The organism is Martinezella lusitana, assembly GCF_900094565.1.
Classification (GTDB): Bacteria; Pseudomonadota; Alphaproteobacteria; order Rhizobiales; family Rhizobiaceae; genus Rhizobium; species Rhizobium lusitanum.
Map to the genome: position 1 here is coordinate 73,458 of NZ_FMAF01000005.1, position 14,340 is coordinate 87,797.

At 57.1% G+C, this 14,340-nt stretch carries 13 protein-coding genes and 2 tRNA genes; 10 read left to right on the forward strand and 5 right to left on the reverse strand.

Annotated features, from left to right (window positions below):
- Positions 1 to 89 precede the first annotated feature (89 nt).
- From GA0061101_RS12535 to GA0061101_RS39350, 4 genes are all read left to right on the forward strand, one after another.
- Positions 90 to 164: transfer RNA gene (locus tag GA0061101_RS12535), tRNA-Asn, on the forward strand.
- Between the two features lie 266 nt (positions 165 to 430).
- Positions 431 to 769, forward strand: a complete 339-nt coding sequence (locus GA0061101_RS12540) for a hypothetical protein (protein ID WP_092573668.1) — start codon at positions 431 to 433, stop codon at positions 767 to 769.
- 47 nt (positions 770 to 816) lie between these two features.
- Positions 817 to 1,056, forward strand: coding sequence for a hypothetical protein (locus GA0061101_RS40885; protein WP_037201750.1), 240 nt, complete (start codon positions 817 to 819; stop codon positions 1,054 to 1,056).
- A gap of 807 nt (positions 1,057 to 1,863) precedes the next feature.
- On the forward strand, positions 1,864 to 2,037 hold the full coding sequence (locus GA0061101_RS39350; protein WP_167669543.1) for a hypothetical protein: 174 nt from the start codon (positions 1,864 to 1,866) through the stop codon (positions 2,035 to 2,037).
- Positions 2,038 to 2,188: 151 nt separating this feature from the next.
- Here GA0061101_RS39350 and GA0061101_RS39355 read toward each other — a convergent pair whose 3' ends face one another.
- From GA0061101_RS39355 to GA0061101_RS12580, 5 genes are all read right to left on the reverse strand, one after another.
- Positions 2,189 to 2,341, reverse strand: coding sequence for a hypothetical protein (locus tag GA0061101_RS39355; RefSeq protein ID WP_167669544.1), 153 nt, complete (start codon positions 2,339 to 2,341; stop codon positions 2,189 to 2,191).
- A 370-nt stretch (positions 2,342 to 2,711) separates the two neighbouring features.
- Complete coding sequence (locus GA0061101_RS12560) at positions 2,712 to 3,812, reverse strand: porin (protein ID WP_037201757.1); 1,101 nt, start codon at positions 3,810 to 3,812, stop codon at positions 2,712 to 2,714.
- A 965-nt stretch (positions 3,813 to 4,777) separates the two neighbouring features.
- Complete coding sequence (locus tag GA0061101_RS39835; protein ID WP_092573671.1) at positions 4,778 to 5,080, reverse strand: hypothetical protein; 303 nt, start codon at positions 5,078 to 5,080, stop codon at positions 4,778 to 4,780.
- A 197-nt stretch (positions 5,081 to 5,277) separates the two neighbouring features.
- Positions 5,278 to 5,351 (reverse strand) — tRNA-Cys (locus GA0061101_RS12575).
- A 149-nt stretch (positions 5,352 to 5,500) separates the two neighbouring features.
- On the reverse strand, positions 5,501 to 5,929 hold the full coding sequence (locus GA0061101_RS12580) for a Rap1a/Tai family immunity protein (protein WP_037201764.1): 429 nt from the start codon (positions 5,927 to 5,929) through the stop codon (positions 5,501 to 5,503).
- A gap of 475 nt (positions 5,930 to 6,404) precedes the next feature.
- On the opposite strand from GA0061101_RS12580, the gene GA0061101_RS12585 reads away from it, so the two are divergent.
- From GA0061101_RS12585 to exoR, 6 genes are all read left to right on the forward strand, one after another.
- Positions 6,405 to 7,076 carry a protein-L-isoaspartate O-methyltransferase family protein gene (locus GA0061101_RS12585; RefSeq protein WP_173410756.1) on the forward strand — a complete coding sequence of 224 codons (672 nt, stop codon included), beginning with the start codon at positions 6,405 to 6,407 and terminating at the stop codon, positions 7,074 to 7,076.
- A gap of 245 nt (positions 7,077 to 7,321) precedes the next feature.
- Positions 7,322 to 8,194 carry a PopZ family protein gene (locus tag GA0061101_RS12590; protein WP_037202800.1) on the forward strand — a complete coding sequence of 291 codons (873 nt, stop codon included), beginning with the start codon at positions 7,322 to 7,324 and terminating at the stop codon, positions 8,192 to 8,194.
- Between the two features lie 121 nt (positions 8,195 to 8,315).
- The gene (locus GA0061101_RS12595) at positions 8,316 to 11,159 is read left to right on the forward strand and encodes a valine--tRNA ligase (protein WP_037201768.1); all 2,844 of its coding nucleotides are present in this window, start codon (positions 8,316 to 8,318) and stop codon (positions 11,157 to 11,159) included.
- Positions 11,160 to 11,568: 409 nt separating this feature from the next.
- Positions 11,569 to 12,822, forward strand: coding sequence for an OmpP1/FadL family transporter (locus GA0061101_RS12600; RefSeq protein ID WP_047638021.1), 1,254 nt, complete (start codon positions 11,569 to 11,571; stop codon positions 12,820 to 12,822).
- Positions 12,823 to 13,126: 304 nt separating this feature from the next.
- Positions 13,127 to 13,504, forward strand: coding sequence for a hypothetical protein (locus tag GA0061101_RS38610; RefSeq protein ID WP_131512068.1), 378 nt, complete (start codon positions 13,127 to 13,129; stop codon positions 13,502 to 13,504).
- Positions 13,497 to 14,300 (forward strand): exopolysaccharide production regulator ExoR, encoded by an 804-nt coding sequence (gene exoR / locus GA0061101_RS12605; RefSeq protein ID WP_037202801.1) that lies wholly within the window; start codon positions 13,497 to 13,499, stop codon positions 14,298 to 14,300. Before GA0061101_RS38610 ends, exoR begins: the two co-directional genes overlap by 8 nt.
- Positions 14,301 to 14,340: the final 40 nt, after the last annotated feature.

The following is a 14,340-nucleotide window of genomic DNA, read 5'->3' on the forward strand; positions in this document are numbered from 1 at the left end:
AATGCAAGAGAATTCGATTTTTTTGAAAAAACCGCTTGGCAAATCGGGCAAGCGTTTGTATTAGCCCACTCACACCGCGCCAAGCGCATTCCCTGGTAGCTCAGCGGTAGAGCATTCGACTGTTAATCGACAGGTCGCCGGTTCGAATCCGGCCCGGGGAGCCACTCTTTCTGAGAAGAGTTCGTTTTTTCTGTATTATAAAGAATACAGATTTTCTTCCTCGCCACCTCTGAAGTCATCATCGTCGATGATATCCACGCCGCGGTCAAGCCGCCGGCATCCCCTTCCTCGATGGTGGTTATTCTGGAGACGGCGTCGCCTGGGCGCGCCTGCGCGATCAGCAGGGAAGCCACGACGGTCTTTTCGGTTGCGCAGCCCGGCTATTTGCGCTTGGGTCGGGCGAAAAGCTTGACTCTAAGGAACAATAAAAATGATGCGCCAATGGATGGTTTTGGCTTTGTGTGTATCGATCAGCGCCGGACACGCTTTGGCTGATACCGATTCCGTCTCGAATGCGAAAACGCTTTGCCGAGCAGTGGACACGACCATTTCGTTATCGCCGTGCACCTATTCCGAAGAAACGAAAACGGTCACGGTCTCTGTCGCGACGAGAGGTGGGGACGCTCAAGAACTCTGCCGAACCATTGAGAGCTCTCTCATAGAAAAGCAGATATATTTCGGTGCCGATCCCTGGAAGCTGAATCTGAAATCGCCGGCCAGCGGCGACGACACGATCGCATCTTGTGATTTGCCGCAAACTCCCCGTTGAAGGGGACGCCGGCCCGGGGAGTGGTGGGTGAAACGAGAACGGGTGAGATGTCGAAAATCAACGATCTGATAGCGTCGGCAAAGACCGTTTGCGACCGATACGAAAAAGGGCGCATGGAGAGAGAAACAGTCCGAGAATGGGTCCTGCGTCTGGGTGCTTATCCACCGCCGCATGGCGATCGTGTGCGGGAAGCGGCGGAGTGGTTCAGGGCTCACTCTGCAACCGAAGTGCCGGCCGATGTGCGAGATGTCGATCTGGACAGATTAAGAGCAATCTTTTCGCAGTAAGCCGATCGCACTTGATTGTCATCACGGATACTGTAGACACCCAAGAAGAACGCGACTGCCGTTAATTTAGAACGGGGTCGGGCGGCCGATTGACGTCACGTTGCTGCTGCGAGATCACGCAGCCGTTCTTTTTTCCCAAGTCTGAGAGAGTGAACGAGCTGCATCAGCGGAGTGTGCAATTTTATTGCACGCGCCTTCGGGCGCCGATTTTTTCGGCCCTAGTCTGGATGGAATGTCTGTGAATGCAAACTCTCGCAGAGCCTCGTGGGTCGAGTGTGTGTTCAGCGCAATCTCGGCCTGATCGTCCTCGTTTGCACGATTCTTTATGCTATTCCACGCACCGCAATTCTTGGCGTAATCCTGACGACGGCTTCCGGGCGGTGCTATCTGCGTCCATTTTCGTCTCGGAGAGGCAGGTCTCCGCCACAACTTATCAGTTTGCTTTTGGGCATCTTGGCCTGGGAAGGTCTTTGTCTTCGCGACGAGCGGCTTCGAAGCCTCCTGCCCATCCGTTCCCCAATCGGCTGAGAATAGAAAATCCGCTTTGCCAGGGCTTTTTTGTACTGCAACAACAGAGTCTTGCATTCCTGCCGATGAAAGGGTTGCCGGTGCGATACAATGGCGGTTTTCGAGCCGCTATCGGCAAATTTCATGCAGATGTGTGTGGTATTTTGACGAAATTTGGTTCAAGGTATGGTTGCTCTCGCGAATGTGAGAAAATGTTCATGTGTCGTTAATCTGAACCAGCGCATGAACATAAGGGCGCGATCCGCGCAGCATAGTCCCCCAATGCTTTAGAGGTTCAACATGAAAAACCTGATTCTTGCTTCTGCACTTGCACTGGCATCGGTCGTTGCCGTCAGCGCACCGTCCGAGGCGGCTCCGATGCATCATCGTCACCATCACCATTGCTATATGAAGAAGGTGAAGCACAGAGTTCATGGCCACTGGGTCATTCGCAAGGAACGCGTCTGCCGTTAATCGGTAGAAGCTTCGAACTGGCGCAAAATCCCCTCTGATTGCAAGTCGGCCGCTACCGATATCCTCGGCAGCGGCCGTTTCGTTTCTGGAACTCTATGAAGAGGGACCTGCGGGACTTTCGTCCCGATGCATTAAGGACGAATTTCGAATATTACGCCGCTTTGATGCCGGCGATGATAGCGGCGGTCGTCGCGCCAGCCACTGTCCCCGCGCCAGCCACCGTCCCGCTGGCGGCCACGGTCCCATCCGCGATCCTCGTGCCAATGACGGCGATCATGACCGCGCCAGCGGCGGCGATTGTCATATGAATCCGGGTGCCAGCGCGTTCCCTGCTCTTGAACCAGAACAATATCTGAAGCCGTCGCGGGTGAAGCGCGGGGCGGCGCTGCCATCGTCGGCATGGTGACCGACAGCAGCGAGCCTACGGCAAGCGCGGCGGTCAAAGCGATCGAAGCGAGGTTTTTCAAAATGATAACTCCTTTATTCAGTCATATGCCCTTGAGCAGTAAACGCTATCGCCGCGACAAGGTTCCCCCTTCTGGTTGATCGGGGATGGTCGCAACACGTTTTGCTCGCAGGGGCTTGACTTCAGGAGCCGCTGGTCAAGAAAAAAGGGGGCCGGCAGGGAAAGCCGGACCCCTTCCTTCTCTGATCGGAGGTCAAGTCAGATCAGGTTAGAAGTTGCGTTCGAAGCGGAGAATGCCGGAGACGGTATCGTCCTTGGCATAGTCATAATGAACGTAGGTCAATTCCGGCTCGACCAGGAGGTTCTTGACCGGGTTGAACTTGAGGTTCGTGGTTGCTTCGAAGATCTTCGAGTCGGTATAGGCGAGCTGGAGGTTCCACTTCAGCTTTTCGTTGATCGGAACGCCGACGCCGCCCCAAACTGCCCAATCGCCCCAGCCGCACTTCGAGCCATTGACGGTGCCGTTCGGCGCCGTGCAAGCAGAGATGTCCTGGTTCGAGCCGGCATACTGGTTCAGCTTCTTGCCGTCCGTGTTGTAGCCGCCCATCAGGAAGGCCGTGAGGAAGCCGAAGTCGGCATCGATACGAGCCTTGACAGCACCTTCTTCGACGATGGAGTCATAACCGCCGACGACCTTGAAGCCCCACGCGCCAGACTTGAAGCCGAGACCGCCAACGACGTTCGGGGCGTAGTGGTTGGACCTCGACTGTTCCCAAGCACCGTCGTAAGTCGTCGAATCGGAAGCGGAGTTGCTATCTTCGAGCGAGATAACAGCCGAGAAGCCGTTGCCGGCGTCATATTCATAGGTCAACTGGTTGAGTTCGTATGGACCGTCATAGATCACGTCGTCGTTGATGACGTCACCGGCGTAACCCATGTACAGGTTGTACTGGGAGTCCTTCTTACCAACGGTGAAGCCGCCGAGGCTGATGTAGGACCACAGCAGGTTCGTGCTGGTGGAGCCGCCGTCGTTCCAGTCCCAACGGACGATGGTCTCGGTCTTCAGCGGACCGTATTCGGTGTCCGTCGCGGTGTCGACATTCAGCTCTGCACGGGTGTGCCACAGCGTACCCTGCCTGCTGACGCGATTATAGGCGTTGTACCACTCGCCTTCCGTGCGGACCTTGCCGCCGATCTTGAGGCAGGTTTCGGTGCCTGGGATGAAGAAGTAGCCAGCGCCGTAAGCGTCGCAGATGCGAACGTATTCGAGCGGCTCCGGCTCAGCGGCAACGATCGCGTCGGCCGCATGAGCGCCGGATACTGCTGCCAGCGCAGCAGCGGAGCCGAGAAGAAGGCTCTTGATGTTCATAATAACTCCAATCTTTCTTGATTGGGTATGAGATAACCCGTCGAAAAGACGACGTGCCCAACCCCATCCCGTTCATGTTCCCTATCAGTAGCTGCGAAGTAATAAGCTTCACGAACTATTACCTGAACCTGCTTTGCTGATTTGGCAAGATACTAAGGTTTCCGAACTATGTGCGTGCTATTCGAAAAAAAGCTTTGTTGCAAAAATGACGCAATTCGCCGGGTAAGCTGATTATACAGGCCCTTTAGCCGCCTTCGTGGAAGTTGTAGCCAGGGGGAGTGCGGCAAGCGATCAAGCGCCTTTGCGTTGCAGGCATTCGCTTGAATGGTGACGCTTGTGACGCGGGATGGGCTAACGCGGGACGAAATAAGACGATCGATGCAGCGGTCACCGGCGCATGGTCTCTCTACCGACGCAGAAGTCCGACACCGCCGCTGGCTCGATATTAAGCCAGGGATCGACGACCCATCGGCAAACCAAACGCATGTAACGTCATGAAATTCGATTTGTATTCCCCACGTGTGCGGTTGGCGATTATCTATTCCCATACCGTCGGCAGATAATGCGGCAGAGATCCGGCATGGTGGACCACACGAAGGCCATGGGCCGGATCTCGCTCCGAAAGTGAAGCAATGGGATTTGTAAATTGGCGACTCGTCGGCATTCTCAGATCACTTGGTCGGCATCGCGCTGAAAACTTTCAGCGGCACTATGAGCCATGGGCTGTTTTCTCCATGGAGCTCTTCGAGCGAGAAATCGAGGCCTTCTACAGGCGCTCGCGATTTACCATCGTGATCTCGGCGCGGCGTGATTACGCTGCACGTCTTGTTTGAATTTCGCGAATCCATTTGGTCGTGATTTGAAAAAAGCCGGAGCGTTCGCCCCGGCTTTGTGTGTTCGTCTCCCTTTCATGGTCGACGTCCAGTTGAATGGCACGTTCCACGAGAAGTTTCGGTCCTGACAGTTTAATTATTCAACGCGCCACCGATAATGGCACCAAGCGCGAAGGCTGCTGCCGGATACCAAAGGCCGTCGCTATGGCGACGGTAGCCGGGTCGACGGTCGCGGTAGCCCCGATATCCGTGATAGTAGCCACGCTCGTCCCGGCCATGGTGCGGCCCCCATCCAGGACGGTCTTGTCCTCTCTGAGGCATATTCCGGTGAACCTCTCCAGACCGATCGCGATGGTGACGCGGCCATTCCTGCGCATTGGCGAGGGGTGCTGCGAGCATTGTGGCAGCCATGGCGACGATGAATATCTTCTTCATTGGTTGTTTCCTTGTTATTCGCAAGGGAACCTTAGTAACTGTGAGGTGAACAGGAAGTGAACTTTAAACCCAAAAATGTAGTCGGGGGGCGATTGCCACGCCCCGTTTCGCTGCGGCGAATGACTCCTGCCAAAATTGCCGCGCCCCAAAAAAATCCAATGATTTCTCAAGTGCTTATGATGGAAAAAGGGGAAGGATGGAGGCCTCGCCCGGAATCGAACCGGGATGCAAGGATTTGCAGTCCTCTGCGTAACCACTCCGCCACGAGGCCATCCGATATATAAAGGCGAGTGATGGCGGGCGTTTAGAACGAATCTTGAATGGGCGCAAGGGCCTCGCTCTGAATATCGCTCTTTTTTCGCTGCGAGTAACAGCTTGCTGGCCGCCTGCAGCGGGTAGGGATGCTCGATGCTTTGCCGTCTACTCTTCCAGGCATGGAAAAGCGAATTTGTAGGAGCGCGCGATTAACGCACTGGCGGGGCGCTCGAGCTGCCATGAATGCTCCGCCATCCACTTGCACGCGATCGCGGTCGCTTTGGCGTTGCTGAGATCGGAGGGGAGGCAAAAGGCGCCGACAAACTGTTGAAGATAATGCTCATAGCGCGATGAGTTCTTCGGCGTTTGCTTGGTGGCCCGAATCGTCAGATTTTTTGTGCGCTGAGCTTCGTCGAGGATTCCCTGGATATAGACGGAGGCAAGCGCCCGATTCTCTTCGCACCATTCGTCAAGCTGTTTGCCGGTGACGAGATGTCCGATAATCGGTGCCGCCGCTTGCGGTGCTTCGTCGCTGAGGGCGGCCTGGGGTGCAAGAAGGATAAGCAAGGCTGCGGTGGAGGGCGAAAGCCTCATTCTGTGACCTACATCATCGAAGAAAGACTGGCGGCCAGGAAAACGACCAGTGGCAGGGAGGTTGCGACGAAAAGAACAAGAGAAATGGACATTCAGCCAGCCTTCTTTTGAAATTTGATCTTAACCCGGATGGCTTCGGGTAGTTGAGCGTGGTCCTGCGGCGTTAAGATTTGCTTAACGGGCGTCCCGCTATGGAGCGCCTTTCTCTCTTGTTCACGACAAGATAGGCGCCGCCGCAAGCCATGCGCTCAATTGCATCCTCCGTCCAGGAAATTCCATCGCCGCAACGGATAAGGGCAATGGAGACGGCTCGATCGGCATTTGAACACCGCGGCTGTTGTTCGTTGGAGACGCATGGCGATGAATCTCCACCCCGGTTGCCACGATGCCTTGAAAGCTTGGCCGCACGCGATTAAGACACGCTTAGCACTGAAGCAAAGCCGGCCTATCTGGGGCGTAAAGGGCGCAAGAGGATATGATGGATTTCGAAGCAGCACGCGTGAAGATGGTCGAGAACCAGATCCGCACGACGGATGTCACCTCCCATTCCGTGTTGAATGCATTTTTCGCGGTGCCGCGCGAAAATTTCGTGCCGGAGAAATCGAAGCTCCTGGCTTATGTAGATTGCGATATCGAGATTGCCCCGGCCGCCGCCGGCAAGGCCGCACGCTTCCTCATGGAAGCCTCGCCGCTGGCAAAGCTCCTGCAGCTCGGCGTCATCACCAAAGAGGACAAGGTCCTCGATGTCGGTTGCGGCACGGGATATGTCTCGGCCATCCTGTCGCTTATTGCGGATAAGGTCGTGGCTCTGGAAGCCGACGAGGATCTTGCGGCTCAGGCCAAGGCCAATCTTGCCGCGCTCGGCTACGACAACGTGACTGTCGTGACCGGCGATCTTGAAAAGGGCCACGCCGGCAGCGCGCCCTTCAATGTCATTTTTGTCGATGGTTCGGTCGAGCAGGTGCCGCAGGCGCTTCTTGATCAACTCGGTGAAGACGGCCGCCTCATCGCGGTATTGGGCTATGGCCATGCCGCACGCGCCACAGTTTTCATGCGTGAACGCGGCGCCTTTTCGGAAAACGTCTTTTTCAACGCGTCGATCAAGCCGCTGCCGGGCTTTGCCAAGGCCAAGGAATTCGTATTCTGATCGTTTGAGCGATCGACGATGCGTTCGCAACAGGCGCCTCCGGGCGCCTGTTTTTTATTGCGCCGACATGTGGCAGAATCGCAAATGCAGTGCGATTCGCAGCGATCGTAACAAAACTGTGCATCACCGGGTTTAGTGCTTTCACGGTGATTTTTTTCCCGAGGACACTCATCTAGGGTGACCCTGATTCGGGTGCTTCTTTCTGCGAGTTTCCGATCGTTGAATATGGGAATACGGGGATGAATATGGCTCAGCCAAATGTAGTGCGTGAACCGTCCATGGAAGAGATTCTGGCTTCGATCCGCAGAATCATCGAAAGCAACGAGCCCGGGGGCGCCAAGCCCATTTCCTCTACGAATTTTACCAACTCCGGCGCCCGCGATGACGATATTCGCCTGACTGTCGATGAGGAGTTCGCCGCGGCGGATCGAGCACTGGCCGCAGAAGCCGAGCCGCGTTTTGTTGCCGCAAATTCGCAGATGCCTGTCGCCGAGCCGCAAAGCGCGGACCGTGGCCTGTCGCTTGCCGATGTCGCAGCACGCGTTCGCGCCGCTTCGGAGCGCAATGCCGCGCTGCTGAGCGCTGGACGCGAGCTGCCGCAACCGCGCGAACTGCCGCCGGCCATGGCTGCGCGTCTTGCCGAAGCTCGTGGCGAGCGCGTTGCGGACTTCCCGCTGCGAAACGCCGTTACCGACTCGGCGCCGTCAGCCATTCTTCCAATGCCCGAAGTTGCGTCGGCCTCCACGATGGAACCGGAACTGGAGGAGCGGAAAGTGCCTGAGGCTCCCGCTGCCCCACAGGTGGCCGCTCCCGTGGAGATGCCGATTTTCGACGCGCCGGAACTGCGCGCATCCGTCGCCGCTGAAACCGAAGATTTCTCTGAGCAGGTGCAACATACGTCGCCGTTGATGTCGGAAACCGCCGGCGCGCAGGTCGCCCGCTCGTTTGACGAGCTCGCTGCCGTTGTTGAAGGTGGCCCGCGTCGCTCCCTCGATGAATTGGCCCAGGAAATGCTGCGGCCCATGCTGCAGGAATGGCTTGACGACAATCTGCCGACGCTGGTTGAGCGTCTCGTGCGCGAAGAGATCGAGCGAGTGGCCCGCGGCCCGCGCCGCTGACAGCCTGGGCTTCGGCTAGACGATCCGCCGCTCCGGCCTCCGGGGCGGCTTTTTTATTGACTTGCTCACAGCCATCCTATTTACAACCCGCATCATCCAGTCCTCTAGATCCGGTCCCAAAATGCTCGACAAAACATATGATTCCGCCACCGTCGAACCGAAGATCGCCCAAAAATGGGATGAGGCCGACGCATTTCGCGCCGGTGCGAACGCCAAGCCAGGCGCGGAAACCTTCACGATCGTCATCCCGCCGCCGAACGTTACCGGCTCACTGCACATGGGTCATGCGTTGAATAACACGCTGCAGGACATCATGGTGCGGTTCGAGCGTATGCGCGGCAAGGACGTGCTGTGGCAGCCCGGCATGGACCACGCCGGCATCGCCACGCAGATGGTCGTCGAGCGCCGCCTGGCCGAGAGACAGCAGCCGGATCGTCACAAGATCGGTCGCGAGGCGTTCATCGAAAAGGTCTGGGAATGGAAGGAAGAGTCCGGCGGCTTGATCTTCAACCAGTTGAAGCGTCTTGGCGCCTCCTGCGACTGGTCGCGCGAACGCTTCACCATGGACGAGGGCTTGTCGAAGGCCGTTCTCGAAGTCTTCGTCACGCTTTACAAGGAAGGTCTGATCTATCGCGACAAGCGGCTGGTCAACTGGGACCCGAAGATGCTGACCGCGATTTCGGACATCGAGGTCGAACAGCATGAGATCAACGGCAATCTCTGGCATCTGCGCTATCCGCTGGAGGAGGGCGTCACCTACCAGCATCCGATTGCTTTCGACGAGAACGGCAAGCCGACGGAATGGGAAACGCGCGACTATCTCGTCGTTGCCACCACCCGACCCGAAACCATGCTCGGCGATACCGGCGTTGCCGTCAACCCGGACGACGAGCGCTACAAGGCGATCGTCGGCAAGCATGTCATTCTGCCGATCGTCGGCCGCCGCATCCCGATCGTCGCCGACGAATATCCGGACCCCACGGCGGGAACGGGCGCGGTCAAGATGACGCCGGCGCATGATTTCAACGACTTCGACGTCGGCAAGCGCCGGGGTCTGCGTGTCGTCAACATTCTGACGCCGGAAGCGACCATCACCATCAAGGACAACGAAGACTTCCTCGAGGGCCTGGATCATCCCGCCGCGCTGCATGGCGCCTGGGATGAGCTGGAAGGCAAGGACCGTTTCGAGGCGCGCAAGATCATTGTCCGCATCTTCGAGGAGGCTGGCCTGCTCGACAAGGTCGAGCCGCACAAGCACACGGTTCCGCATGGCGACCGCGGCGGCGTGCCGATCGAACCGCGCTTGACCGAGCAGTGGTATGTCGACGCCAAGACCCTCGCCGAACCGGCAATCGCTTCCGTCCGCGAAGGCCGTACCAAGCTTGTTCCGAAGAGCTGGGACAAGACCTATTACGACTGGATGGAGAATATTCAGCCATGGTGCGTTTCGCGCCAGCTCTGGTGGGGTCATCAGATCCCGGCCTGGTACGGACCGGATGGACAGGTCTTCGTCGAAAAGACTGAGGAAGAGGCGCTGCAGGCGGCAATCCAGCATTACCTGTCCCATGAAGGGCCGATGAAGGCCTATGTCGAGGACCTGCTGGAAAACTTCAAGCCGGGCGAAATCCTGACGCGTGACGAAGACGTTCTCGACACATGGTTCTCGTCGGCGCTTTGGCCTTTCTCGACGCTCGGCTGGCCGGATGAGACGCCGGAACTGGCGCGTTACTATCCCACCAATGTGCTCGTCACCGGTTTCGACATCATCTTTTTCTGGGTCGCCCGCATGATGATGATGGGTCTTCATTTCATGAAGGACGAGAATGGTGAGCCCGTCGAGCCGTTCAGCACCGTCTATGTGCACGCCCTGGTGCGCGACAAGAACGGGCAGAAGATGTCGAAGTCCAAGGGCAACGTAATTGATCCGCTCGAACTGATCGACCAGTACGGCGCAGATTCGCTGCGTTTCACGCTGGCGATCATGGCGGCGCAGGGCCGCGACGTGAAGCTCGATCCGGCCCGCATTGCCGGCTACCGCAATTTCGGCACCAAGCTGTGGAATGCCACGCGCTTTGCCGAGATGAACGGTGCCAAGAGCGATCCGCATTTCGTGCCGGAAGCGGCCGAGCTCACCATCAATCGCTGGATCCTGACCGAGCTTGCGCGCACGGAGCTAGACGTGACCGAGGCGCTGGAATCCTATCGCTTCAACGATGCCGCGAGCGTGCTCTATCGCTTCATCTGGAATCAGTTCTGCGACTGGTATCTCGAACTGTTGAAGCCGATCTTCGGTGGTAACGACGACAACGCCAAGGCCGAGGCGCAGTCCTGCGCGGCCTATGTTCTCGAAGAGACCTACAAGCTGCTGCATCCCTTCATGCCCTTCATGACCGAAGAACTCTGGGCGCATACGGCAGGCGAGGGGCAGGAGCGTGACGGCCTGATCTGCCATGCCGACTGGCCGGCTCCCTCCTATGCGGACGATGTCGCGGCCGACGAGATCAACTGGCTGATCGATCTTGTTTCCGGCCTGCGCTCCGTACGTTCGGAAATGAATGTGCCGCCGGCGGCCACCGCGCCATTGGTCGTCGTCGGCTCCAACGGCTTGACGCGCGAGCGCCTGTTCCGTCACGACGCCGCCATCAAGCGACTGGCGCGCGTCGAGGCGATTTCGCTCGCCGATACCGCGCCGAAGGGGGCTGCCCAGATCATTGTCGGCGAGGCGACGGTCTGCCTGCCGCTCGGCAACCTTATCGACCTTTCCGCAGAAAAAGGCCGTCTCGAAAAGGCGATTGCCAAGAACGAGCAGGAGATCGCTCGTATCGTCGGCAAGCTCTCGAACGAGAAGTTCGTCGCCAACGCGAACCCGGACATCGTCGCCGCCGAGCGTGAACGTCTCGGCGAGCTCGAAGGGCAGCTTGCCAGTCTGAAGGTGGCGCTTGCCCGGGTCAGCGAAGCCGCCTGAAAACCAAGGCTTTTATCCAACAAAAGGGCACGCCGACGAAAGTCGCGTGCCCTTTTGTTTGTCCGTCGATTCGACTTGGATTGACTGGAGAAAATATGTCTTTGGCCCGCCACCAGTTTCGCACAGGTGAAATGGTTTACCCTCAAATATGGTGGGTATTGTCGAAAAGCGGAACTGTTGTCAGATTGTAACAGATTTGTTGCCGTGAAGAATGAGAATCTACGTGGGGATGAAAATGATATTTCAGAAGCAAAAATTGCCTAAAATTGTAGATATTCTGGCATGGAGTTCGTTTTCTTACGTAAATCAATTGTTACCTAAAGTCGTTGTCGCTCCCAAAGGCCGCATTGCCAATTCAAACGATCGTCGCAACAATCGAATGAATGAATGCATAGGTGGGGGAGACACAATGGCATTTTCTGTTGCGTTGAGGGGGGCATTTGCGCTCATCATCGGTTCATCATTCGCAAGCGCCGCTTTTGCGGGCGGTCTTGATCGTTCCGGCTATGATATCGATCTGCTGTTCGACAAGGGACGGTATGTTTTCGAGTCCGGCGTTACCTACGTCATGCCCGACCGTAAACTGAAGAATGCGAAGGATACCGATCCGAGCGATGGCAACCTCAACGGTCGTAGTCACTCGACCGATGCCTCGGAAAATTATGCGATGCCCTATGTCGCTTTCAAGATCGGCATCACCGACGACCTCGATTGCATGGCTGATTACTCTCAGCCGTTCGGTGGGCATCTTAACGAAGGCCTGAACTGGGCCGGTGCCAACAATGAGAGCGAGGTCAAGGTCAGCACGAACAATTATGCGGCCACCTGCTCGTACAAGTTCGATGCGGGTCCGGGCGACTTGCGTCTGATCGGCGGTGGCTTCTATCAGGAAGTCAGTGGCTTCAAGTCCCGTCTTGTCTCGGTCATTCCGGCTCCGCTTTCCTCCGTCTACGATGGTGTCGGTTCGCTTGATGTGGACGGTCACGGCTGGGGCTGGCGCGCCGGTCTCGCCTATGAAATACCGGAATATGCCTTCCGCACGAGTCTCGTCTATAACAGCCGGGTCAAGTACGACAACCTCAAGGGCAGTGTCGATCTGACGGAACTGCCGCCGATCCGCCCGTTCTTTGGCAAGCTCACGTCCGTCTTCGGATCGGCCGATGCTCCCGACTCGCTGGAATGGAAGGTGCAAAGCGGCATAGCGCCGGACTGGCTCGCTTTCGGCTCGGTGAAGTGGACGAATTGGAGCATTCTGCAAAGCATCGCTCTTTGCCCGACATCGACGCGCGGCACGTCGTGCAAGGTCGGTGGTGCCACGGAGCTCACCTCGCTTGATCTGCTGTACCGCGACGGCTGGACCATTAGTGGCGGCATCGGGCACAAGTTCAATGACAAGTGGAGCGGCGCCGTCAGCCTGGGCTGGGATCGCGGCACGAGTGACGGCTACGGCATGAATTCGGATACCTGGACGCTTGGTGCGGGTGTTGCCTACAAACCGACGGAGCATGTCCAGTTCAACTTCGGCGGTGCGCTCGGCTTGATGACATCAGGCAAATCCGGGCCGGTCACACGCGGCGGCATAGTCTACGGCAACGATGCCAGCTATAGCTTCGGCAATGATTTGGTCGCGGCTCTCCAGACGTCGATGAAGGTGAGCTTCTAACGATAAGCCTTTGGATTAAAGACTATATTTTATTTAAGTGATCTGTACGCCGCGAGCCTTCCTGGTCTCGCGGCGTTTCATTGTGAAGCCGTGGGGAAACACGCTCGAAAATGATCTACCTGGGCACGTTATGGTTAATGAAGCCTCAAGGCCGGTCAAATTTTTGTGACGAATTAGCAACAGTCTATTTCAAGAGATTACGGCCACGTGATCAGATTACAATTTGTCCATTTCCCGCCACAAATGGGGAGCAGCGATTACGTGGGCACAGGGGTAAGCCTTGTAGAGGGTGCGTAAGCGGTTGATGGGTGAACTTCCACTTTGGCATGAACAACAATCCGGGATCGGGGCGGCGGCGCTTCCGAAGCAGCCGGGAATTCGTTGTCTGCCAGGGAATGCCGCACACCGAACGATGTTTACCATCATCCGCGGGAAGATGAGTGGGAACGCCGTTCCGGCCGCCGGATACGATAATGACCGCCGAAATGCTGGTTTGGACATAATTGCAGGCTATGGTCGCAAATGTGGCAAACGGCATCGTTTTAATGCCGCAGGAATCTTCCTCGCGGGGGATTTTGCAGTCTCGTGCATGGTCAGGGAAAACATTCGCAGATCTGACGATGTATATGGAATCGCCGTGGCAGATGCGGATGGAGCGAAAGAAATCGACTGTTATGTTTAAGTCTGAGTTCATATCAGCGAGAGTCATGATGCTCAGCCTGTCCCTTGCCGCTTCCGTGGCGCTGGCGGGCCAAGCCCGGGCATTCGATATCAATGCCGGGGTCACTAAGGAATCGGGGCCGTTCGATCTCTTCAAATTCGGCTTCAGGGCCTATAAGAACGGTCAGAAGGAAGAGGCGGTCGAAGCCTACAAATATGCCGCTGAAAAGGGGCATACCGGTTCGCGTTGGGCTCTCGCCAACATGTATGCCGATGGCGACGGTGTCGCGCAGAACGATTTCGAAGCCTTCAAGATTTATAGCGAGATTGCCCAGCAGGGCGTCGAGCCGGGCTCTGAAGATACAGGCTTCTTCATCAACGCGCTGCTCGCCCTTGCCAGCTACTACAAGACCGGCATTGCCAACAGCCCGGTCAAGATCGATCTCAATCAGGCGCGCCAGCTCTATTTCCAGGTCGCATCGACTTTCGGTGTTCCCGAGGCACAGTTCCAGCTGGCTCAGATGCTGTTGTCCGGAGAGGGCGGGGCCACCAACGTGCAGCAGGCGAAGAAGTGGCTGAACCAGGCGCGCAAGAGCGGCCATCCGGGTGCCATGGCCGTTTTTGGCAATCTCCTGTTCCAGGAAGGTCAATCCGTCCGCGGCCTGGCGTTCTTGACCGCGGCGCTCGACAAGTGCAAACCGCAGGATTGCAGCTGGATGGAAGACATGCAGGAGCAGGCTTTCTCGCTGGCTAATGAGAATGACCGCCGTGTCGCAGTCTCCATGGCGCACCAGCTGGATGTCGCCGGTTCCGATTGATCCGGCGCCTTAAGACGACACTCAGCTGATTGGTTTGAAA